The sequence below is a fragment of the Blastopirellula sp. SH421 genome (assembly GCF_057808535.1).
Genome location: NZ_CM173712.1, coordinates 2,782,664 through 2,805,431, shown reverse-complemented (window position 1 = coordinate 2,805,431; position 22,768 = coordinate 2,782,664). Strand labels below are relative to the sequence as shown.

At 57.0% G+C, this 22,768-nt stretch carries 13 protein-coding genes; 8 read left to right on the top strand and 5 right to left on the bottom strand.

All coding sequences use genetic code 11. The features are described 5' to 3' along the window. Window positions 1–28 precede the first annotated feature (28 nt). The 6 genes from SH421x_RS11550 to SH421x_RS11525 all read left to right on the top strand — a co-directional run bounded on the left by SH421x_RS11550 (window position 29) and on the right by SH421x_RS11525 (window position 11,566). Window positions 29–1,171, top strand: a complete 1,143-nt coding sequence (locus SH421x_RS11550; RefSeq protein WP_488855752.1) for an EAL domain-containing protein — start codon at window positions 29–31, stop codon at window positions 1,169–1,171. Between the two features lie 308 nt (window positions 1,172–1,479). Further along, on the top strand, window positions 1,480–1,929 hold the full coding sequence (locus tag SH421x_RS11545; RefSeq protein WP_488855751.1) for a MarR family winged helix-turn-helix transcriptional regulator: 450 nt from the start codon (window positions 1,480–1,482) through the stop codon (window positions 1,927–1,929). Continuing rightward, window positions 1,922–3,178, top strand: coding sequence for an efflux RND transporter periplasmic adaptor subunit (locus tag SH421x_RS11540; protein WP_488855749.1), 1,257 nt, complete (start codon window positions 1,922–1,924; stop codon window positions 3,176–3,178). Before SH421x_RS11545 ends, SH421x_RS11540 begins: the two co-directional genes overlap by 8 nt. 46 nt (window positions 3,179–3,224) lie before the next feature. Next, a complete protein-coding gene (locus SH421x_RS11535) occupies window positions 3,225–6,377 on the top strand; it encodes an efflux RND transporter permease subunit (protein WP_488855748.1) in 3,153 nt (1,050 codons plus the stop codon). A gap of 382 nt (window positions 6,378–6,759) precedes the next feature. Next, entirely contained in the window at window positions 6,760–9,591 is a 2,832-nt protein-coding gene (locus tag SH421x_RS11530) for a WD40 repeat domain-containing protein (RefSeq protein ID WP_488855746.1), read from the top strand. 553 nt (window positions 9,592–10,144) lie between these two features. Next, a complete protein-coding gene (locus SH421x_RS11525) occupies window positions 10,145–11,566 on the top strand; it encodes an AAA family ATPase (protein WP_488855745.1) in 1,422 nt (473 codons plus the stop codon). 339 nt (window positions 11,567–11,905) lie between these two features. Here the strand turns inward: SH421x_RS11525 and SH421x_RS11520 are convergent, their stop codons facing one another. Genes SH421x_RS11520 through SH421x_RS11510 form a run of 3 tightly spaced genes read right to left on the bottom strand, consistent with a single transcriptional unit; the run spans window position 11,906 to window position 17,819 of the window. After that, on the bottom strand, window positions 11,906–13,327 hold the full coding sequence (locus tag SH421x_RS11520) for a DUF1501 domain-containing protein (protein WP_488855743.1): 1,422 nt from the start codon (window positions 13,325–13,327) through the stop codon (window positions 11,906–11,908). Then, window positions 13,324–15,618 (bottom strand): serine protease, encoded by a 2,295-nt coding sequence (locus SH421x_RS11515; RefSeq protein WP_488855742.1) that lies wholly within the window; start codon window positions 15,616–15,618, stop codon window positions 13,324–13,326. The genes SH421x_RS11520 and SH421x_RS11515 overlap by 4 nt, the downstream gene beginning before the upstream one ends. 11 nt (window positions 15,619–15,629) lie before the next feature. Next, window positions 15,630–17,819 (bottom strand): DUF1549 domain-containing protein, encoded by a 2,190-nt coding sequence (locus tag SH421x_RS11510; protein ID WP_488855741.1) that lies wholly within the window; start codon window positions 17,817–17,819, stop codon window positions 15,630–15,632. Window positions 17,820–18,246: 427 nt separating this feature from the next. Between SH421x_RS11510 and SH421x_RS11505 the strand changes: the two genes are divergently transcribed. Further along, complete coding sequence (locus tag SH421x_RS11505) at window positions 18,247–19,701, top strand: sulfatase family protein (protein WP_488855740.1); 1,455 nt, start codon at window positions 18,247–18,249, stop codon at window positions 19,699–19,701. Beyond that, entirely contained in the window at window positions 19,698–20,267 is a 570-nt protein-coding gene (locus tag SH421x_RS11500; protein ID WP_488855739.1) for a M50 family metallopeptidase, read from the top strand. Before SH421x_RS11505 ends, SH421x_RS11500 begins: the two co-directional genes overlap by 4 nt. Here SH421x_RS11500 and SH421x_RS11495 read toward each other — a convergent pair. Together SH421x_RS11495 and SH421x_RS11490 are read right to left on the bottom strand one after the other, a co-directional pair. Further along, complete coding sequence (locus SH421x_RS11495) at window positions 20,246–21,181, bottom strand: alkaline phosphatase family protein (protein WP_488855738.1); 936 nt, start codon at window positions 21,179–21,181, stop codon at window positions 20,246–20,248. The two genes, SH421x_RS11500 and SH421x_RS11495, sit on opposite strands and share 22 nt — an antisense overlap. 105 nt (window positions 21,182–21,286) lie before the next feature. Further along, on the bottom strand, window positions 21,287–22,672 hold the full coding sequence (locus SH421x_RS11490; RefSeq protein WP_488855737.1) for an SHD1 domain-containing protein: 1,386 nt from the start codon (window positions 22,670–22,672) through the stop codon (window positions 21,287–21,289). Between the last annotated feature and the right edge of the window lie 96 nt (window positions 22,673–22,768).

Here is a 22,768-nt window from a genome sequence, read left to right as displayed (position 1 = left end):
CAATCATTCCAGCGCTGGTTAGTCGAAAATGCCTCTTCCCACACTCAATTCCGCTTCTCTCTTGCACGAGAGTACTTCCGCTGCCGCGATTTGGATCTTAGAAGGCTGTTTGCCGGGCCAGGCCGTGATCTCGCGGACGCCGCTCAAGGCTTTTCCCTTTTGCGTCGGTCGAAATCCAGCCTGTGAGCTGTTGGTAGAATCGCCTAATGTATCTAAGCGACATGCGCTGTTCCAATTGCGCGATGACAAGCTGATCGTCGAAGATCTACAAAGCACCAATCGCACCTTCGTCAATGGACACTCCATCTCTCAGCCAACCTGCGCAAGTCATGGCGACTTGATTCAGCTGGCTGATATTGAATTTCGCTTATTACTGTCAAGTGAGATCCTCCCCGAGATTGATTGCACCAAAGTCAATTTTCAGCCGGAACAAAACTGGGCGATCTCGCGCATGCACGAAGTGCTGAACGAAGGTCGCATGGCGATCTTTTTTCAGCCCATTGTCACCGGCTCGCTCCGCGATGTTATGGGTTACGAAGCACTCGTGCGAACCGATGTGCCGGGACTGGAATCTCCCCTCGCTCTGTTTGAAGCCGCCACGCGTTTAGGGCTAGAAGTGCGATTGAGCCAAGTATGCCGTACCGAAGCGATCAAAACGCTGGAAGCGGCCGCCGTGCCGGGCGCCCTGTTCTTAAACACGCATTGTCACGAGCGACTGGATGCCGAATTGCTTGAATCGATGCGGAAGATCCGCCAGCAAGCAGGCACACGACCGCTCGTGCTAGAAATCCACGAAGAAGCGGTCACCGATATCAACTCGCTGCAAGAGTTCACCACAGCGCTGCGGAAACTCGACATCAAACTAGCATTCGATGACTTTGGCGTGGGGCAATCGCGTTTGATGGAGTTGGCGCAGGTTTCGCCCGACTATCTCAAATTTGATCGCTCGCTGGTGAAAGACCTGCGAGCAGGCGCCGCTCATAACGGACTAATCACCAACCTGCATAAAATGGCGATCGAATTGGGCATCACCACGTTGGCCGAAGGACTAGAAACTCCAGAAGCCATTGCGGCTTGCGATGCGATTGGATTTACACACTACCAAGGCTTCGCCTTCGGTCGCCCGCAACCAATCGCCAACTTTCAAACGCCGCCTCCCCCAAAAATTTAGCCAGCCGCCCGAAGCGCTGCACTTGCGGTCTCCAGAGCCCACCGTTCCTTCGATAGCCCTCTCTGGCCGATTCTTTCTGATGTCGGCTCCCACGCTTTGGGACACAGTTCGGAACCAATCGCGACAATCCGCGACTCTACGCGTAAGTCCTTTTAATTATTGAACTTGCGCAATGAATCCCTCAGACACAAGGGCAAAGAGATCATGGATTGAGCGATAGCCCAAATATTGCTCTTACCAAAATAAAGGATCCCGCTAAAATGATTACATAGCTAACCATTAGGTGGTAATCATTCTGGCGGACTCAAGTGCTTGAATACGACTTTCATAACAGCATCAGCTACTGGGTCTGCCATACGGCTCACCTGATCCAGCGAGAAATGAACACCGCTTTGACACCGCGGGGGATCACCTTTCGCCAAGCTCAGGTACTTGGTTGCTTGGCGCTAGAGGGTCCCCTTTCGCAAGTCGATCTGGCCGAGCGAATGGGGGTTGAACCGCCAAGTCTAGTCGCAATTTTGGATCGCATGGAGCGTGACCAGCTGATCACGCGGCAGCCCTGCCTGCAGGATCGTCGCGTGCGTCGGATTGTTCCTCGCGCTGAAGTGATGCCGATGTGGGAGGAAGTGGTCGCCGTGGCGAAGCAAATGCGACGACGAATCACGCACGGCATGACAGCCGAGCAAATCACGCAACTCGATCAGCTACTCACTCAAGTGCGCAACAATTTGAAATCGGGGGAACTCACCGATGTTTAATACTTCTATCCCTTCCACTCCAGTTCGCGCCATGCGTTTGCTGACACTCGCAGTTTTGCTCGCTGCGATCGCAGGTGGATGTGCAGAACGCAACGAGTTTAAGCCCCCGCCGCCGCCGACCGTTGACGTCGCGCATCCTCTCTCTCATCCGATCGTTGATTCGATGGATTTCACTGGCACGACGGTGCCGTTCGCCCGCGTCGAAATCCGCCCGCGCGTGCAGGGCTATTTAAAGTCGATTCATTTTGAAGATGGGGCCAACGTCAAACAGGGAGATCTGCTGTTTGTGATCGAGCAAGAGCCGTTCCAAACCGCGCTCATCGCAGCCGAAGCGCAGCGAGAACGAGCTCAAGCCGACAAGCAGTTGGCGATGGCCAACCTAGAGCGATCAAAACAGCTGATCAAGACGACCGCTGTCTCCAAATCGCAAGTCGATACCGATGAAGCCGAGCTTGCGACCGCCAATGCTGATTTGAAAAGTGCTGACGCGGCGATCGCCAAAGCGAAACTCGACCTTAGCTATACCGAAATCCATGCTCCGATCTCGGGACGCATTGGCCGGCACTTACTGGATGTCGGTAACCTGGTGACGGCCGAACAAACCAATCTGGCCGTGATCGAAACCTTGCAACCGATCTACGCCAACTTCTATGTCAGCGAAACTGACCTGCTGCATTTTATGGAGTTGTTGCGTCAAAAAGTGTTGCCAGATCCCGAGCAGAATCCACCGGTGCTTTATCTCGGTCTTGAGAATGAAACGGACTTTCCGCATGAGGGAAAACTCGCCTATCGCGAACTCGGAGTCGATCCGACCACCGGGACCGTGATGCGCCGCGCGATTTTTCCGAACAAAAATGACGAATTAATCCCCGGCTTGTTCGTAAAAATTAGAGCTCCCATCGGGGATCCAACCCCCCGCACCTTGGTTGAAGATCGCGCGATCGCTACCGATCAACGCGGCGATTACATGCTAGTGGTCGACAACCAGAACAAGGTCGAATATCGCCCAGTCCAACTAGGGACGAGAATTGGCAGGATGCGGGTCATTCGCGAAGGGGTCACGCCCGAAGATCGGGTGATTGTCAATGGAATGCAGCGTGCTCGTCCTGGCGCGACCGTTACTCCCGAAGCGGTCGAGATGAAGCTTGAGCTTACCGCCGACTACGAAGCGATCCGCGCCCGAGTCGCAACGCCGTCGGCGCCAGACCGCGCGACGGTGCAGCTTCGGCAGCAAAGCGATCGTCGCTAATTCTTTCTAAAAAACTGATTCCGCTCCTTCATCGATCGATCGCCGCATGTTGTCGAAATTTTTCATCGAACGCCCGATCTTCGCGAACGTCATCGCCATTATTACGATGCTGGTCGGAACGGTCGCGCTCTTTAATTTGCCGATTGAGCAATACCCAGAGATCACCCCGCCGACAGTCCGCGTTAGCTGCGTATACCCCGGCGCCAACGCCGAAGTAGTCGCCAGCACGGTCGCCGCACCGATCGAACAACAAGTCAACGGCGTCGAGAACATGCTCTACATGTCTTCGACCTCCTCCAGTGACGGTTCCTACACGTTGACCGTCACCTTTGAGATTGGCTCAGACCTTGATCAATCGCAAGTGTTGGTGCAAAACCGCGTCGCCGCGGCCGAAGCCAGTCTGCCGGAAGAAGTGATGCGACAAGGGCTGACCGTCAAAAAACAGTCGACCAACATCATCCTACTGTTGTCGCTAACCAGCGAAAACAAAGAGATCGATCAGCTCTATCTGTCGAACTATGCAACCTTGCGATTGCGTGATGAGCTAAGCCGCATCAATGGAGTCGGCGACGTCACCGTGTTTGGGGCGACCGACTACAGCATGCGAATCTGGTTAGATCCCGATAAGCTCAAAGCCCGCAACATGGCGGCCGAAGACGTACTGCTGGCGATCCGCGAGCAAAACGTCCAGGTCGCCGCAGGGCAGATCGGACAACCGCCAGCGCTTAGCGATACGCCATTCCAATACACCGTCTCGGTCTTAGGACGCTTGAGTGACAGCGAACAATTTAAAAATATTATCCTCAAAACCGGCGAAGATCGTCGCGTCACGCGGCTCAAAGATGTCGCGCGAGTCGAGCTTGGCTCACAGGGTTACGACCAATTCAATCTGAAACAAGGTCAGCCGACCGCCAACATCGCCATCTACCAGTTGCCTGGCGCGAATGCGTTGGACGTCGCCCATAACGTACGGCAAACCATGGATCGGCTCAGCGGATCCTTCCCAGAAGGTATGCGTTACGAAGTTCCGCTGGATACCACTTTGTTTGTCGAAGCGTCGATCCATGAAGTTTACAAGACGCTGATTGAAGCCGGCGTGCTAGTGCTGGTGGTGATCCTGGTCTTTTTGCAAGATTGGCGCGCGTTGTTGATCCCAGCGACCACCGTTCCGGTGACCATCATCGGCGCCTTCGCCGCGATGGCGGCGCTCGGCTTCTCCGTCAATATGTTAACCCTGTTCGGCATCATTCTGGCGATCGGCATCGTCGTTGATGATGCGATCGTGATCGTCGAAAATGCGGCGCACCATATCGAACAAGGGATGAAGCCCAAGCCGGCGACCATTCAAGCCATGGACGAAGTGCTGGGCCCAATTATCGGCATCACCCTGGTGCTGATGGCCGTATTTGTGCCGGCCGCATTCATGGGCGGCATCACTGGCCAGCTCTATCGGCAGTTTGCTTTAACGATCGCCGCATCCGCTCTCATCAGCGCGTTAAACGCACTGACGCTCAAACCGGCCCAATGCGCATTGTGGTTACGAGCGCCGAGCGGCAAACCCAAAAACTTCTTCTACCGCGGTTTCAACTACGTTTACAACATCTTTGAAGGAATCTACGCATCGATCGTCGCGATCATGGTCCGGCGAATCGCGCTGATGATGATTCTGTTTGTCGCGATCGTGGGACTCACCGGCTGGTGGTATCAACAGGTTCCAACCGGCTTTTTCCCGAACGAAGACCAAGGCTATATCTTTGTCGCCGTCCAACTCCCCGACGCCGCCTCGCAGCAGCGGACTCGTGACGTGATGTCGCGTCTGGACGAGATCATGGAACAGCAGCCAGGCGTCGCCGACTGGATCACCATCGGCGGTCTGTCACTGCTCGACGGCAGCAATGCGCCCAACATGGGCACCATGTTTGTCACGCTCGAACCGTGGGAAGAGCGGCTAGAACATGGGCACACGCTCGAAGCGATCCTGGGCGGGCTCGGCGGCCAAATGGCGCAGATCAAAGAAGCGGTCGTCTTCCCGTTTCCCCCGCCGGCCATTCGTGGGCTCGGCGTGCGCAGCGGTTTTCAAATGCAAATCGAAGACCAAGCCGATGTCGGTCTGGCCGAACTGCAAAACATTACCCAAGCAATCGTTGAAGACGCCAATACGCAGTCATCGCTGGCCGGAGTCAAAACCACCTTCCGCTCTGGCGTGCCGCAACTTTATGTCGACATCGACCGCGAAAAAGTGAAAACATTGGGCGTGCCGCTGGCCAGCGTCTTCACCACGCTGCAAGCTTACCTTGGCTCGGCCTATGTAAACGACTTCAACAAGTTTGGCCGAACCTACCAAGTGCGAGTTCAAGCCGAGGCCGAGTTCCGCGCCGATCCTGAAGACATCAAACAGCTTGAAGTGCGTAACATCAACGGCGAGATGGTGCCGATCGGAACGCTAGGAACAGTGGAACGTTCGTTTGGGCCACAAATCGTGAATCGTTACAATCTCTATCCGACTGCGTCCATCACCGGCGGACCGGCACAAGGTTATAGCTCCGGCGAGTCGCTCGCCTTGATGGAGCAAATCGCCCAACGCACGCTGCCGCGTTCAATGAACTACGACTGGACCGGCATGTCGTTTCAAGAGAAACGAGTCGGCGGTCAAGCCATCTTTATCTTTGGCATGGCGGTCGCCCTCGTTTACTTGGTGCTCGCCGCGCAGTACGAAAGTTGGTTGATCCCGGCCGCAGTGATCTTGGTCGTGCCGCTCGGCGTGCTCGGCGCCGTTGCCGCCGTCGCGATCCGCGGGATGGACAATAATCTGTACACGCAGATCGGCATCGTGCTAATCATCGCATTGGCTAGTAAAAACGCGATTTTAATTGTTGAGTTCGCACGCGAAATCCGCGCTCGCGGCGAGACAATCATTGACTCGGCAATCCAAGCGTCACGTTTACGATTTCGCCCGATCTTGATGACCAGCTTCGCATTCATTCTAGGCGTATCGCCGCTGGTCTTCGCCACCGGCGCCGGCGCCGCCGGTCAACAAGCGCTCGGCACCGCGGTCTTCGGCGGGATGATCGCATCCACCATCCTGGCCGTCTTTTTCGTGCCGGTCTTCTTCGTGTTGTTCCAGTCCCTCTCCGAATGGTGGACCGGCGATAAGCAAGACGAAGATGCTGCGCCCGACGAAAATCTCTCGGCTCACTAAGTAATCCATCGCAACTCAATTTTCGTGTTCCTACTCTTCGTCAGGCGCCATGCGCTTACCGCGTCTTCGCGGAAGGAGCACGGCGCCTGAGTCGGAACGAGTTATCGATTCGCGCACACTACAGACCACTACCTAGGCGCCGCCCTCCAAAAAGGGAGGGCGGCCCTATTTCTGTAGTTCGCAGCGGCCAGCAACCGATGCAATCTCGCATTTCTCAGCCAAGGTTTCTTTGAAGGTTCCGAGGCGATCTGCTACAATCCAACTGTCGTAGTTTGTATATAATCTGCGTCCCCCGCATGCCTTCCTGAACCTACCTACCTCCCAGTTGGACTCGCGCGCCGCCCTCCGCCGCGCCGGCAATCCCACCCGCCAGGATCCTACAATGCGACTGCTCGCTCTTCCTCTCGTTGTTGCGTTGGTCTGTTGTTCAATCGCCCACGGCGACCCGATTCCGGTTGAGGAACTAAAGCGACCGACGCCGATCCAATTTGAGCAAGAGATCCTGCCGATCTTTCGCCAAAGCTGTCTTGCTTGTCACAGTGACAGTGAGCGAAACGGCGGCTTGGTGCTTGAGAGCCCCAAAGCGATCCTCGCAGGCGGAGACTCGGGCGCTGCGATCGTCGTCGGCAAAGGGGCCGAGAGCTTGTTGCTAAAACTCGCGGCGCATCAGGAAGAGTCGTTCATGCCGCCGCTGGACAATGACGTTAACGCGCCCACGTTGACTTCGCAGCAGTTAGGACTAATCCGCCTGTGGATTGATCAAGGCGCCCACGGCGGCGAATCAGCGGCGCCTACTTCATGGAAGTGGGAACCACTGGCCGGCAGTCTTAAACCTAGCTATGCACTGGCGCTTAGTCCCGATGGTCAGCAGGTCGCCGTCACGCGAGCCAACCAGTTGTTTGTCTATGACACCAAGTCGGGCCAACAATTGGCTCAACTCCAAGACTCATCCCTGGCCCCAGGATCGGCCCATCAAGACACCGTCAAATCTTTGGCCTGGAGCAGTGACGGCAGCTTGCTCGCCTCTGGCGGATTTCGCGAAGTCAAGCTTTGGGAAAAGCCGCGTCAGACACGCCAAGCGACTTTACCAACCGGCAACGCGCTGGCCGCCATCGCAGTCAGCCCAGATCAAAAATGGCTGGCGACCGCCGGCGCCGATCATACCATCCAGCTTTGGAACGCCGCGACGGCTGAGCCCGGCGCCAAACTAACAGCGCACACCGATCGAGTTTCCGCACTTCGCTTCACCACTGATAGTCAGCGTCTCGTCTCGGCGTCGCTGGACGGAACCGTCCGATTCTGGCAGTCCCAGGATGGAGCCGCGTTAGGCATGCTTCAGTCGCCAAGTCCAGTTCATGCGCTGGCACTAGTCGCAACCGCCAAACCTGCAGACAACCAAGCCAGTCCGCCGCAAATTGTGGTAACCGCCGGCGCTGACAAGCTGCTACGCACCTGGAAACAGCCGCAGTCGCCGCCAGAGATGCAGCCTTCGACTACTACGGTAGAATCGACACCAGGGGAGGGCGCCGCCGCTGAAGCAAGTCTGCTAATCGCCACCAGCGAGACTCCTGCACATGACAACACAATCACCGCACTGGCCGCATCCCCCGACCAACCGCAGCAGGTTTTATCAGCAAGTCTCGACGGCAAAATTCGTCGTTGGAGTCTCAGCCCGCTCAAGCAAATCGCCGAGTTGGACCACGGCGCCCCGGTGCTGGATCTCGATTTTAGCGCCGATGCAAAACGGATCGCCTCGGTCAGCGAAAATCACACGGCCAAACTATGGGACTCTGCTGGCAAGCAGATCGCCGAGTTGAAAGGAGACGTGCGCAAGCAGCAATTCGCGGCTCGCTTAGATAACGATGTCAAAGCGGCCAACCAGCGTGTGACCATCTTGAAACAACGCTTAACCACCGTCGAGGGCGACCTGACAACCCGAACCGAGGCGCAAAAGATCGCTGACGAGGCGCTGACCGCCGCCCAGGAAGATCTCGCCAAAAAGAAGCTGGCGCTGGACCAAGCACAAGCGGTGGCAAAGACCGAACAGCCTGTTCCCGACGCACCGGCCCCCACCGAAAAGAAAGCCGAACAGCCAGAACCAACTGCCGAACAGGCGTTTATCGAAGCCGAAGCGGTACAGAAACTCGCGCTGAAAAAGCAGACCTCGGCAACAACTGCTACCCAAGAAACCACCGCCATGGTCGCAGCCGTTAAACAGCTGGTGACCGCCGCCGAACAGCGCGTTCAGCTACTGCAAGCAAGCCTCGCTGCAGCCAACCAGCAGATCACCGCGGCTGAGCGCCCACTGCGTACGGTTCGTTTTTCTCCCAACAGTCAAATCGTCGCAACATCCGGCGACCTGCCCAGCGTGCAAATTTGGAACGCCGAGACCGGCGCTCCGCTAGAAACGTTCACCGAACAAGCGGCGCCCCTTTTTCCCCTGGCCTTTTTGGATAACCAGCGATTGGTCTCGGCATACGGCGCGACCGAAGCGGTCCTTTGGGATCTGAACCCCGCCTGGCGACTGACGCGGACGATCGGATCGGCCGAACAGCCTGAAATGATTTCCAGCCGCGTAACCTCGCTCGACTTCAACTCGACGGCGACTTGGTTACTGGTCGGCGGCGGCGCTGCATCACGTAGCGGCGAATGGGGAATCTTCCAGGTCGCCGATGGCAGCCAAGTCCATCACCAGCCCAAGGCCCACTCGGATGTGATCTATGCGGCCAGGTTTTCTCCGGATGGGTCGCAGCTGATCACCGCCGGCGCCGACAAGTACCTACGTATCTGGGACGCAGCGACCGAGAAACAGCTGCGGCAACTAGAAGGGCACGGCGACTACGTGCTGGGCGTCGCTTGGAAAGAAGACGCCCAAACAATCGTTTCGGCGGCAGCGGATCAAACCATCAAAGTTTGGAACGTCGAAACAACCGACCTGCAGCGAACCATCACCGGCTACGCCAGAGACATCACGTCCGTCAAGTACATCGGCGCAACCGACCAAATCATCTCCAGCTGCGGGGACGGAACCGTCCGCCTCCAAAACGCCGCCAACGGCGGAACCGTCCGCAACTTCGCCGCCGCTATCTGGCTCCACTGCGTCGACGCAACATCCGATGGCAAACTAGTCGTCGCCGGCAGCGACGACGGACGCCTATTCATCTGGGACGGCGCCACCGGCAAACAATTGCACGCGATTACCGTTGGGAAGTAAGACGAGTAGAAGATGAAGAATGGAACACGGCCAGGCCACGGATGAAGAGCGGGAAGACACGGTAAGAATCGATGTTCGCCCGTCGCCGCAAAGCACAAAAAACCGCGGCTATCATCGTGCCGCTGTTTATATTTTGATCGATGTGAGCCTAGCCCGATAGTCGCCTTTCGCTCCCGCGAAAGCGTCCGATTAGCGAAAGGCGACTATCGGACAAAGTCGGCGAACTGGGTGGGCCACCCCAGCGCTAAATCGCGGCTCTTTCCGCATGGCGATCGTGCTGCCTCTTTGCCGTCAAAACCTTCCCGCCGCGGCCGCACTAATCTTCCCAAAACAAGGTTGACTTGCTGAAACCATATTAGTATAAATATGTACAGGTAATCAAGCTGCGGTTTGATTCTGCCTATCTACAAAATATCGGGCGCCTGCGGGATGCGTTGGGGGCTGTTTTTGGGGCGTTTGGCCGGGGGATCGGGCTGGGCGTTTGCATCGGGTGATCGCTGGTTCGGCGAGGTTTTTCTGCTGCGCCAGGGTGAGCCATGGGGGAGAAATTTTCATGTCAACGGCCATGATGGAGTCTGCTTCTTTCGAGTCGATTGCTAATCCAATCCACCATGCGGAATCGGCCGCAGGGCTTTCGAGTTTGTTGCGTTCCGATTCTGCGAAGACAGCGGCTGTTTTTCAGCATTTGGACCTGGGGCAACTGCGGCCTGATGAACCCTTAGAGGGGCTGACCACGGTTCAATTGTTGGCGCGGCAAACGCCGCAGGCTTGGCTATTGCCGGGAGTACTCGCCCGGCATCAGGCGGCGGTGATTTTGGGGCCTTCGAAATGTCTGAAAACTTCGCTGGCGGTTGACTTGTGCGGAGCACTGGCCAGCGGGGGCAAATTTTTGGGGCAGTTCGCGGCCGAGCGGGCATTTCGCGTCGGCTTTGTGGGCAGCGAAGAAGTTGAGCCAACAATCGCCGACATGGCGCCGCGCTGGAGCGCTGCGGCCCAAGTCGATCTGTTGACGCTCGACCGACTGATCTGGAGCCTGAACATGGACGACCCTGGCAGTCCGGTCAATTTGCAGCGGCTGACCGCTTGGATCGAGCAGCATCAGTTAGAAGTCGTACTGATCGACGTCGCCGATTTGGCGGATGCGACGCCGCGGGCCCAAGCCAAGCAGTTGAGCGCGTTGGTTCGCTGTTGTCAAAAAGCAGGCGCCACGCCGATCATCTGTTGCCCGACGCGCAGAGAGTTGTCCCCGCGAGCCATGACCGCCGCCGATCTGGGCGGTTCGGCGTGCAGCGGCATTGCCCGCCAATGGCTCTTGGTGAATCGCCGGCAAACATTCGAACCAGGAACCGGGCGCCATCAATTATGGCTAACAGTCGGCGGCGGCGCGCGAAGAAGCAGCCAATGGGGCCTGGACATTGACGAAGGGCAATACGAAGAGGAAGCCGGCGGCAAATGGGAAGTGCAGCTGCGCGACGAGCCCTCCATCGTTGAAGAAAATGCTCAACTGGCGGCCAAATCACAGGCCGAACGCTTGCGCTGGAAGCTGCGCGGCGTGATCTCGCAGATCGCCCCGGAGAAAGCGACCAAGCTGAAAATCCGCGAGCAAAGCGGGATGAGCGGAAGCAATTTTGGCTTGGCTTGGCAGCGCATGGTCGACGCCGGAGAAATTCGCCTGGTCTCGAAAACGGAAGCCTTCCGGGGCCAGGGCGAGGCCCGGTATCGCTTGGTCGATCTGGCGGAACTGAACAATCCGGATGCACCCAAGTTCGACCCGCTCGACACCGTCTTCCCCACCTTCACCACCGCCGAACTGATCGCCTACGCCGAAAAAGAAACGCCTGCGAGTCCAGTCCAGCCGCCAGAAAAAATGTTCGGCGAGAGTCCACTCGAAAAAAATTCGCAACCGAGTCCAGTCCAGCCGCCCCGCCAGTCACAAAAACGACGCCCGAAAGTGCGGAACAAGCGACGGAGATAACATAGCAATCGTAGGGTGGATGGAGCAAAACCGAAACCAATCCCACCATCACCAACCAACGCAACCGGTTTTGCGCAACCCACCGGCCCTGCCGAACAATCCGGCGGCATTGGTGGGTTACGCAAGCGGGGACGTTGTTTGAAATTGGATGCCGTGAATCGCTTGCTGCACCCACCCTACTGTACTGAATTCGACATTCGGTTTTCGACATTCGACCTTCGTCATTTGGAATAGAGGCCGGATTTCCCTCGCTGGCGCAACGGACTACGAAGAAAAAAAACGTGTGCGGTTTTTGATCGGTGGCTTAGGCCGCGTTGCTTGCTTTTTCTTTTGTAATTACTAGGAGATCAATTCTGGAATTGGTGCTCCGTGGTCGACGATGGGAGTCGGGCGCCCGTTGAGGTCTTTGATAAAGACTTTACTTCCATCGATCCCAAGATGGTGATAGATGGTCGCCAGGAAGTCGCCAGGACCGCAGATACGATCGATGGTGTCTTCTCCCTTGGAGTCCGTCGCACCGATAAAGCGTCCTGTTTCGATCCCGCCTCCAGCCCAGATGTTGGAAAACGCGCGGGGCCAATGGTCGCGGCCTGGTTGTTTGGTTCCGGCTGCGGCGCTGGCGTTTCCGGCGCCGGTGCTGGGCTCATAGTTGACCTTTGGGGTCCGTCCAAATTCGCCGGTCACAACGACCAGTACGCGTTCGTCCAAACCACGCTCGTAGATATCTTCAATCAAAGCCGAAACTGCTTGATCGTAGGCTTGAGCCCGGAACCGCATAGCGTCAAAGACATGATGATTGACCGCATGGTCGTCCCAATTACTGACACGTCCGCACAAGGGTCCATGCAGACTTGACGTAAGAATCTCGACGCCTGCTTCGACCAAGCGACGAGCCAATAACAATTGCTGCCCCCAGGTGTTGCGGCCGTAGCGGTCGCGCGTCTTGTCGCTCTCTTGGCTAAGATCGAAAGCCTCTTTGGTTTTCGGATTGGTCAGCAGCGTCATGGCCTGCATTTCAAACTCGTCGAGCGCTTCGAGTTCGCCCGCTTTGTCGAAAGCGCGCTCCAGCGTGTCAAGTTTTTGGCGCAGCGTGGCGCGACGTTCCAGACGCGTTAGTTCGCGTGGATCCGAGACGCCGATGTTGGGGACCGTAAAGCTGGGATTATTGGGATCGCCGCTGACTGCAAACGGTGCATAAGCATCACCCAGGTAAGCAGGACCGGTGTAGTTGCCGGGCGGATTGACCCCTGCGTAGATCGGCAGCGGATTGGTCCGCGGGCCTTCCTGCGATCGCAGGTAATTAGCGACCGACATCCAATCGGGCAGTCGCGGCGCCGGTTTGTCGCGCGTGTCGGAGTCACCAGAAAGCAGTTGCATCGAACCGGCCGGATGCCCGCCGGCGCTTTGGTGCATTGAGCGGAGAACCGTGAACTTGTCGGCGATGGCGGCTTGCATCGGCAGCAGTTCGGTAAAGTGCATGCCGGGCACTTTGGTCGGAATGGTGCTGAAGGGACCGCGATATTCGAGCGGCGCATTCGGCTTTGGATCGTAGGTGTCGATGTGCGAGCATCCGCCGGGCTGCCAAACCATGATCACAGCGGTCTTTTGTTTTGCGCTGTCGAGCGTGGGGCTTTCGGCCTTCAGTCGCAACACGCCAGGCAAGCTGAGCGAAGAGAAACCGGCGAGCCCCATTCGCATGAAGCCGCGACGCGAAAGGGGACCAGGACAAATAGCCGACGCTGCGTTGAATGGGTGTGTCATTTCTGAGTAACCTCCACCGCGGGTAGTACGCGGATTTCGATAGGCGTAGAGACAACGATGTCGACAATATCTTTAGGAGCAGCTTTCGCTTGGGCAGCTTTCAATTGTTTATCGGCGGCGACAACGGCCGCATCGGCCTCCGCTTTTTTGGCCGCGGCGGCTTTGACTGCGGTTTCAGCCGCCTCCTTTTCGGCGGTCGTCAACGGCGCAGTTGGCGCTGTGGGTTGCATCGACACGGCCGGCGTTGTTGCGGCGGCGGCCGCTTCGGCAGCGTTCTTTTTGGCCAACTCCAAAGCAACTTCGGCGACCGCGATCGCTTCGGGATGATCGCGATACTTGGCGACGGCGCTGCCGTAGAAGGCGATCGTGTACGTCCCAGGCGCCGGCTTCAGCTTCGCCAGATCGAGCGTTACCTCCGAGGAATCCTCGGTCAATTTCAAGTCGAAGGCGGGGTTCGCCTCGAAGCCCTGCCCGAAGGTTTTCAGGCTCATCACCTCACCAGAGAAGTCAGTACGGCGCGTATGAACCAGTGGAATAGTCAGCGTCTGCCCGGCCGTTACTTCGTAAACTTTCGGCTCGGCAGGTGCGATGGTCAGCGGCGCCGACTCCGAACCACCCACCGAGATCGGCACATCGGCCAGCAGACGAGGATTAGGAATCTCGCTCCACTGATCGGTCACCGGCCAAGTCATCGAAGCCATGCTGCCTTGTCGGGTCACCTGCTGGCCGCTGATGTCGGCACGGCCTACAAAGTTGGCGCTAGTCAGACCTCGCGGAGCGTTCTCTGCCGCGGTAAACAGCAGGATGCCGTTGGATTTGCCTGCAGGAATTGTCAGCCCGGCGGCGGTTACGCCTTCGGGCAAATTGTCGACGGCCAGTTCGATCGGGCCGTCAAATCCATCCCGGCGAATCGCGACTACTTCCATCGCCATCGTCGCGCCGCCGCGCAGCGCGATCGGTTTGGAAAGGGCGTTGCGGTCACCGTTGCGAAGATTCATATGCAGCGCCCAGCCGACAACAGCAAAGTCGGGTTGAGCTTGACGGATAATCATTCGATAGACATTACGCGGATCGTTGCGAGTTCCACCAAACAGATCGGTCAGTTGCAGTCGGTAAACGCCGTCTTCTGGGATCTCGATTTTTCCATTGATGTCAGACGACCCGGCGTTGTAGCAAGGGCCGTCATAACTATAGCCGTTGCTGGAGACCTTAACCGGACTAGCGATATCGGTCAGCTCGACTAGATCAACCGCTACAGCGTTGGCGTCGGCGCCTTTGATCTGCTGAACGACAATCGATGGGTCGGTCGGCAGGCCGAGTCGCTCGGAGACAACTTCCACCCACCAGACTTCGCCCTTTTTGGCGGTGAACTCAAACGCGTCGACATCGGCCGCCGGGTAAAAGTTGCCGCTGATATCGCAGGGAAGCGAGATTTTTTGAATCTGTTCGGCCGAATTGTTGGGCTCTTGTTCAGCGGTGAGTTTGTCATCACTTAAATTAGCCGGCGGCCAAGAGAACGCATTTACATTGCGAGTCGACGCCAACAGCGGCAGGGGAGCGTCAGCCGCGATCTCTTGCACCGCCAAGCGGTAGAAGTGATACGGCCCACCGGCAAAGGTGAGGTCATGAACCTTGATCACATATTTGCCATCCACTGCAGGAGTGAAATCAATCGAACCGCCGCGGCGTTCGACCAACAGGTCATTCCCACTTTCATCCGCCACAATCAAGACCGGCGCCAACTTGGAGTCAATCCCCGTCGCGGCGCAGCTGACAATCAGGCGTTGTCCCTGCTTCGCGTCAAAGGTGAAGTAATCGATCGCCTTGGCGGTCATTTTGCCGTTGCAAATAGAGTTGATCGCCAGCGGCGTGGCGGTCGCAAGCGTCGTATTGGGGGTCGTAGAGATGCTTTCGGTCAGTGCACCAACGTTGAAGACGCGGGACGAAGAAATACCAAGTCGCGTCATCACTCGGGCTTCATGAATCCCCAGCGGACAGTCAGCAGCGATGGTGACCGTGTACTGATTGACGACGGGAGTTCCGTCGGCGGCCAGCTTGGGAGTTGCGGTAATACCGGGATGCGAAAAGCGAAGCTCGTCGAGATCTTCGAGTTGATCACCGGTGATTGTCACATCGACGGTGGTTCCGACTTGCCCGCCCATCGGCATCGTGGTCAGCAGACGTGGAGCCGGCAAACAGACGGCTTGTGCTGCTGCGATCGACGGCCATGCGGCGGTGCAGAGCAACATCAGAAGCAGCCAGGGGAGGACGGCCTGTCGATTGTCGTTCATCTCGCATCCTCTTAGTGGTTAAACAGGAACTCTTTCGAATTCATCACGGCCCAAATAAGGTCCTGAAAGTTCTGCTGTGCCGCTTGCACGGCGCCCAGCGGTTTGCCGGCGGCGTCAGTCGGAACGGTGTTGAGGTACTCCAGGGCAATTTGCAGCTCTTCAGAATCAGGCTCACGCGCAAATGCGACCAAATAGATCTCACGGATTTTGTCTTCAGGCGGAGCATCTTTAGTGGCCAACGTGGCGGCGCGCCCTTGAGCGACGCTGAGCTTCGATTTGATTTCGGCCGAATTGATCAAGTGTAGACTTTGGGCCAAGCTGGAAGATTGCACCCGCTCACATTCACACACGCTCGAATTGTCAGGACGTCCAAAGACGCGGAGGAAGAGAGACGCGTTGTTGTAGCTATTGTCGGGAAGCGCGACGGCTCGGGTACCCGGCGGCAGGTTGGCGAAGTTGGTCGGCGCTCCGGTCAAGTCATCGACGGCGTCCAACAAGACTTCGGCCTGCATGCGTCGCGGATAATAGCGAGAGTAGTTTTGCTCGTCGACCAGGTTGTATTCGTCAGGCGTGGCGCTCAACTGGTAGGCCTGCGACTGAGTGATCACGCGAACGAGTTCTTTCAGGTCGTAGCCGCTCTCGATAAAGTGGGCTTCGAGCGCCGCTAACAACTCGGGGTTTGATGGTGGATTGGTGTCGCGGATATCATCCTCCGGTTCGATCAGCCCGCGTTTGAAGAAGTGCTTCCAATACCGGTTGACCAGCGCCTTGGCGAAGAAGGGATTGTCGGGCTTCGAGATCCAATCAGCTAATTTCAAGCGAGGATCCCGATCGGCCGGGATCTCGCCGACATCATCCCCCAAGGCCGCCGGTTTGAGGGCAACGCCGGTTTTGACATTGGTCGCCGTCGCGACGCCGCGTTTGTGAAAGATCATATCTTCACCGCGAGTGCCGGTCGGCTTCCGGCCAACTTGGCTGAAGAAGGCGGAGAGACTGTAATAGTCGTCCTGGCTCCAACGTTCGAAGGGATGGTGATGACACTGGGCACATTGCAGACGGACACCTAAAAACAGCTGGGCGACATCCTCTAACTGCTCCTTTGGCTCCTTCACACGCTTGTACCAAGCGACCGGAGGATTCGCGACGACGGTGCCGGTAGCGGCTAACAACTCGCGGACCATTTGATCGTACGGAACGTTTTGCAACAGACTATCGCGAATCCAAGCATGGAAGGCGAAGTTCGAGGTGATATCGCTCGCATCATCGCGACGATTTTTGAGCAGCGACGTCCACTTGTTGGCGAAGAAGTCGGCATAGCCGGGACTGCGTAGCAGCCGATCGATCATTTGATCGCGTTTGTTCGGTTCGGTGCTAACCAAAAAGGCCTCCGCTTCCGCCGCAGTTGGCAGACGTCCGGCGAGGTCCAGCGAAATACGACGCAGGAAAGTCGCATCATCGCAAACCGGGGAAGGAGGTATGCCGATCTCGGTGAGGTTGGCGAAGACCAGTTCATCCACAAAGTTTTTGGCTTGCGGCAAGTTGCTGACCGACGCTCCCAACGGAACCGCCGCCGTAAAGACGGCCGCTTTGTCCTGGTAACGCAGCATGATCGCAACGCGTCCCGGAATGTTGTGCATCTTGACCAGACCGTTGGCAGAAACCTCGGCCATCGCTTCTGAATTTGATTCAAACAGCGCAAACGGAGTGACGTCTCGCTGGCTGCCGTCCGAAAAGGTCGCAATCGCTTTCAGTTGTTGCTCTTGGCCCATGTTGACGACGCCGCGAGCAGGCTCCACTGCAATCGTCTGCAACTCTGGATCGGCTTCCAGTTGATAGGCGGCTCCTTCGCTGATCCAACGACGGATGAGCTCGTAACCTTCCGAATCCTTCGCCAGACGAACGCCGCCGCCATGCGGGGTTTCGGCCGCCGCTTTCTGTAGCAGGAGACTTTCTTCAGGAACGGGAGGAAACAGACGACGCCCTCGTGCTTCGCGGACAATACTCTCGTAGTCTTCGGCCGCTTCAAATCCAAGCAGCGAAAGCTGGAACCCGTTTTGTCCACCTCCGGCTTTGGCGTGACAAGTTCCCAGATTGCAACCGGCTTTGGTCAACACAGGGACCACATCGTTGACAAAACTAACCTTCTTGGGCTCGGTTTCGGCGGCCGAAGCAGCGGAACAAGCAAGCAGAGCGATCGCCAAACAAACAGCGCCGAAGCGCCACTTGCCCCTGGCTGAACGGTAGGAAGGCATGACCATCATGGTTGCAACTATGTAAGCAGGAGGGACTCAACGCGAGGGATTCGCAGCGAGTAAACGGCATGGCAGGCTTGGGGCTTTGATTTTAACACTGCACAAAATTGTCGTCTATTAAATATTCATGCAACCTGGGTTAGCATTCATGCAACCTAAACCGAAGAAGATTGCACGTGAAATCGAATGGCCCATAATTCGCACAAACTAGGCGTTTCTGTGCACATCAAGCACGCTATCGAGAGCAAGCGTCTACTTTTAGGCTGGAAAGATCCCGGCAGGCCCTATGACATCGCCCAAAGTTGACCCATCGGATCGGATGGGTGACAATAAGTTACCACTCCCTAATCGAATCCCCCCATCCGAGTGCTCTCTCATGCTTCGTAATCTCGCCTTACTGGCTGCTGCAATCATCGCCAGCGTCACTTGCGCAGCCGATATCTTCGCTGCTGACGCCAAACGTCTCCCCAACATCGTCATCATCTTTATCGACGACATGGGCTACGCCGACATCGGGCCGTTTGGCGCCAAAGACTATCCGACGCCGCATCTGGATCAATTGGCCAAAGAAGGAACGGTTTGCACTGACTTTTACGTTACCCAGGCGGTTTGCTCCGCTTCACGTGCCGGACTGTTGACCGGTTGTTACAACAATCGGATCGGCATCTTGGGGGCGCTTGGCCCGCAAGCGAAGATCGGTCTAAGCGCTGAAGAAACGACGTTAGCCGAGATCTGCAAGCAAAAAGGCTACGCGACCGCTTGCTACGGCAAATGGCACCTTGGTCACCACCCAGAGTTCCTGCCGCTTCAACATGGCTTTGACGATTACGTTGGCCTGCCGTACTCGAACGACATGTGGCCCTATCATCCAGCCCTGCGAAACAAGAGCCCAGAACAACAGCGAAAGACCTATCCCGATCTGCCGCTGTACGAAAAAAATGAAATCATCGACACCGAAGTCACGCCAGAAGATCAGCGGAACCTGACCACGCTTTATACCGAGCGAGCAGTCAAGTTTATCGATGACAATCAGGCGAAGCCGTTCTTCCTGTACGTTCCCCACTCGATGGTGCATGTCCCGCTATACGTCTCTGACAAGTTTGCCGGCAAGTCGGGCGCCGGTCTGTTTGGTGATGTCGTGATGGAAGTCGACTGGTCCGTCGGTCAGATCATCGAGGCATTGCGGCGGAACAAGCTGGACGACAACACGCTGGTGATCTTCACCTCGGACAACGGCCCTTGGCTCTCGTATGGCGATCACGCAGGCTCGGCAGGTCCGTTGCGAGAAGGGAAGGGGACCATGTTTGATGGCGGTTGCCGCGAACCGACGATCTTTTGGGAACCCGGCGTGATCCCAGCGGGCAAAACCTGCTCGACGCCGATGATGACGATCGATATTCTGCCGACCGTCGCCGATTTGATCGGCGCCAAACTGCCCGATCATAAGATCGACGGCAAAAACATCTGGCCGATCCTCACCGGTCAGCCAGGCGCCAAGAGCCCGCATGATGCGTACGTCTTCTATTACGGCGATCAACTGCAAGCAATCCGCAGCGGCAAATGGAAAATGCATTTTCCGCACGGCTATCGCACGATGAATGGTCGCGCGGGTGGCAAAGAGGGACTACCGGCAGACTACCAACAGGCCCAGATCGGCCTGGCATTATTTGACCTGGATAGCGATGTCGGTGAAACGACCGACGTCAAGGATTCACATCCTGAAGTGGTCGCTCGTCTTCAAAAACTGGCGGACGAAGCGCGAGCCGATCTAGGGGACAGCCTGACCAAAACCAAAGGCGCCGGGCTTCGTCCTGTAGGTCGCGTAAAATGATACGAAGCATTTTTAGCTTCGCGATTTTGCTGAACTGCTGGCTCTGGATGCAAGTCGTTCACGAGCTAGGGCACGTGCTTGCCGCTTGGTTATCGGGCGGCAGCGTGCATCGGGCTTATCTGGTGCCGTGGGATATCTCGCGAACCGACTATAGTGCGCAACAAGCTCATCTGATGATTATTTGGGCTGGGCCTTTGGCGGGTGTCGCTCTGCCGCTGGCGATTTGGATGGCGATGCGTCTAGGGCGTAGCCGCCATGAACCGCTGGCAGCGTTCTTCGCCGGATTCTGCTTGATCGCCAACGGCGCCTATTTGGGGGCTGCGATAATCACGCCGGTTGGAGACGCCGCAGAAATCTTAAAACTAGGGGGCTCACTTTGGCAACTCGCATTGTTCGCCGCGGTTTGCTTGCCGCTGGGCTTTTGGATATGGAACGGCCTTGGCGGCTATTTTGGGTTTGGTCCTAGCGCCCAGCCAGTTACCGGCCGCGGTGCAGCGATCGCCGCCGGAGGATTAGCGGCGACCGTATTGCTTGAGACCCTCTGCTACTTCGCGTTGGTCGCTTGATCGACCGGGGGCGACTTCAGTCCAACCGCATGTCCGTCTAACTGCCAAGCGTCGTCGATCTTCACCCCTAAGTAGGTCAACAAAGTTGGCACAGCGTCGACGATGTAGACTTGGTCAGCAAACTTGCCTTGCTGAGCGCTTGCGCCGCTCACGATTAAAAAACTGTGCAGGATGTCAGGATCCGTATGTCCGTTGCTATGACCGCGTCCCGAACCGCCGTGATCGCTAGTGACGACGATCAACCACTCCTCGTCAGTGCGTTTATCGATCGCATCCAACACCGGTCCGATGAGCGTATCGACATTTTCGATCGCTGCGATGTATTGGGGAACACTAGGGTGAAAGCCATGGGCATGACCGGCGCCGTCGACTTCGCCCATGTAAAGCATCATCGCTGTCGGCGACTCGGCAGCTAACAATCGAACCGCTTCGGCCGCCGCATCCGCGTCCGCTTGGTCATAGGATTTGCCGTTACCGCTGGTATCGATCGAAACGTCGGCGGAAGAGACGATGTATTTTGCGATCGGAGCCCAATTGATGATCGAGACAGTTTTCGCCTGGGGATTTCCCTGCTTCACATAATGAAAGAAGTGCGGAAACTTGTCGAAGTGAGGCTCTTTAAACTGATTCCCTTGCACGTTGTGCTTGTCAGCCCACACGCCAGTATTGATGCTTCCCCAGCCGGGACCGCTGATCGTATCGTTCTTCCGGTATCGATCTCCCAGGATCAATGTCGTTGGCGAGAAGATGCCGCGAGCGATCAGCCGATCCAGGTTCGGCGTCTTCGCCTTTTGCATCGCGTCAAAGCGGCAACCGTCGATTCCTAGCAGCAGCACATGCTTTTCTTTTTCAGCGGCAGCAAGCGGGGCGGCAATCACCAACAGCAACAACGTAAGGAATGGCGCGATTCGCATGATCTTTGGCTCCGGGGGAGGGAAATCAGCACAAGCTCAAAGGAGAGTTGTATTGTGCATGACCGCAGAGCCGCCGTCGAGCGAACTTAGCGCAACGCTAACAATTCACTGTTTCGTGCGGATATAGGCTTGATCTTCGTCGCTAAGACTTTGGATCGGCGCCGAAAACTTTGATCCGTCTTCTTTTTCTAAACGGATCGTGCCATCTTCGTTCACATTCAGCAGCTTCGCTTTGATCGTGAACTTGCCGTCACCGCTGGTGAACGTGCGCAGCTCGCTCTCGGCAGAGGGCATGGGAGAGTCGGTCGCTTGGATGCGCGGAATGACATACATGCCTAGCGACACCAGGCTTTTATCTTTTTCATACGTCCCAAAGATGCCGGCGATCATTTGGCCGTCCGAGTCAAAGCTGCGAGGACTTCCCCCGCTGGAACCTGCGGGGGCGCCCAAGTAAGCCTCCTGAGCATCGACTTTGCTTCCCTTGATCGGACCATAGAGAAGTTGCACCGAATCCATAATCAGGCCGATCCGCACGTTGGCGCCGATCACCGCTCCGCCGGGATCGGCCAACGTTAGCAGCGGGCGATCGGTCTGATTACCGCAAATCTCCCCTTTGATATATTTGTCGCCAACCTGATAGATCGGTTGAATCCCGGCGACTGATTTGCCCCAGTGATCCCCAATAAAGCAGATTGCACCAACCATCACGCCCCCGACTGGCGCCCGATCGGTAAACGGCACTCCACTGGCTCGCCCCAACAGCGAGCCCTCTTGAACGGATCCGCCTCCATAGGCGAACCGACTAAGCGGCTGAGCCGGTTTCGGCAGTTCCGTGGTCGCGAATTCGGCCGTTTCCTGGACGGGCTGCGATGGCGTTTCGGCCTGACCAAAGAATGACTTTCGCGGCTCGGCATCGCGTTGCGGCTCGCGCATTCGCTGGGCAAGATCGCTCTGAGGGTTTCCCTGCCGGGCATTCCCCGTCGGAGGATTCTCTTGCTCGGCAGGGGGAAACAGGGGAGACCTGCGCGGCCCTGATCGCCAGACGTCATTTGCCGCCTGCATGGTTTTCTCGTCTGGCATTGCGCGCGTCGCCGGCTGGTAGATTGCTCGCGTCTCGACGGAGGTTTGACTGGGTTGCGGCGCGGGTGCGGATTGCGGAATCGGCGAAGGCTGACGAGATTGCGTGATGAGTTCTCGCGGCTGAGGATTGGGATTGCCAAGCTCATCCGGGTTCCCAATAAAGGGAATAGACGGCTCTCGACCCTGCAAATAGGCGGCGGCCACTCCAAAAAAGATGACGCCGCCGCTGAAGAACGGAATGCTGGAGTAAAGCGCGGGGAAGATCTGCCTGCGATTGCGCAGCAGATTGGTTTTGATCAGGACATAGACGATCCCGGCAGCAAATCCGACCAAGCCGAAAAAGATGCTTACCGTAACGCGTGCCCCCACGCGCTGCGGACCTTCGGCAAGCAAAGGCAGCCAATTGTCCATCAAAAACCCCCAGTTAGCTTGCAACAAAGATTTGCTGCAAGCTTATGCAACCAGGGGGGTGTCAGTCAACTAACCCGAGGAGACAAATCGCCTCTT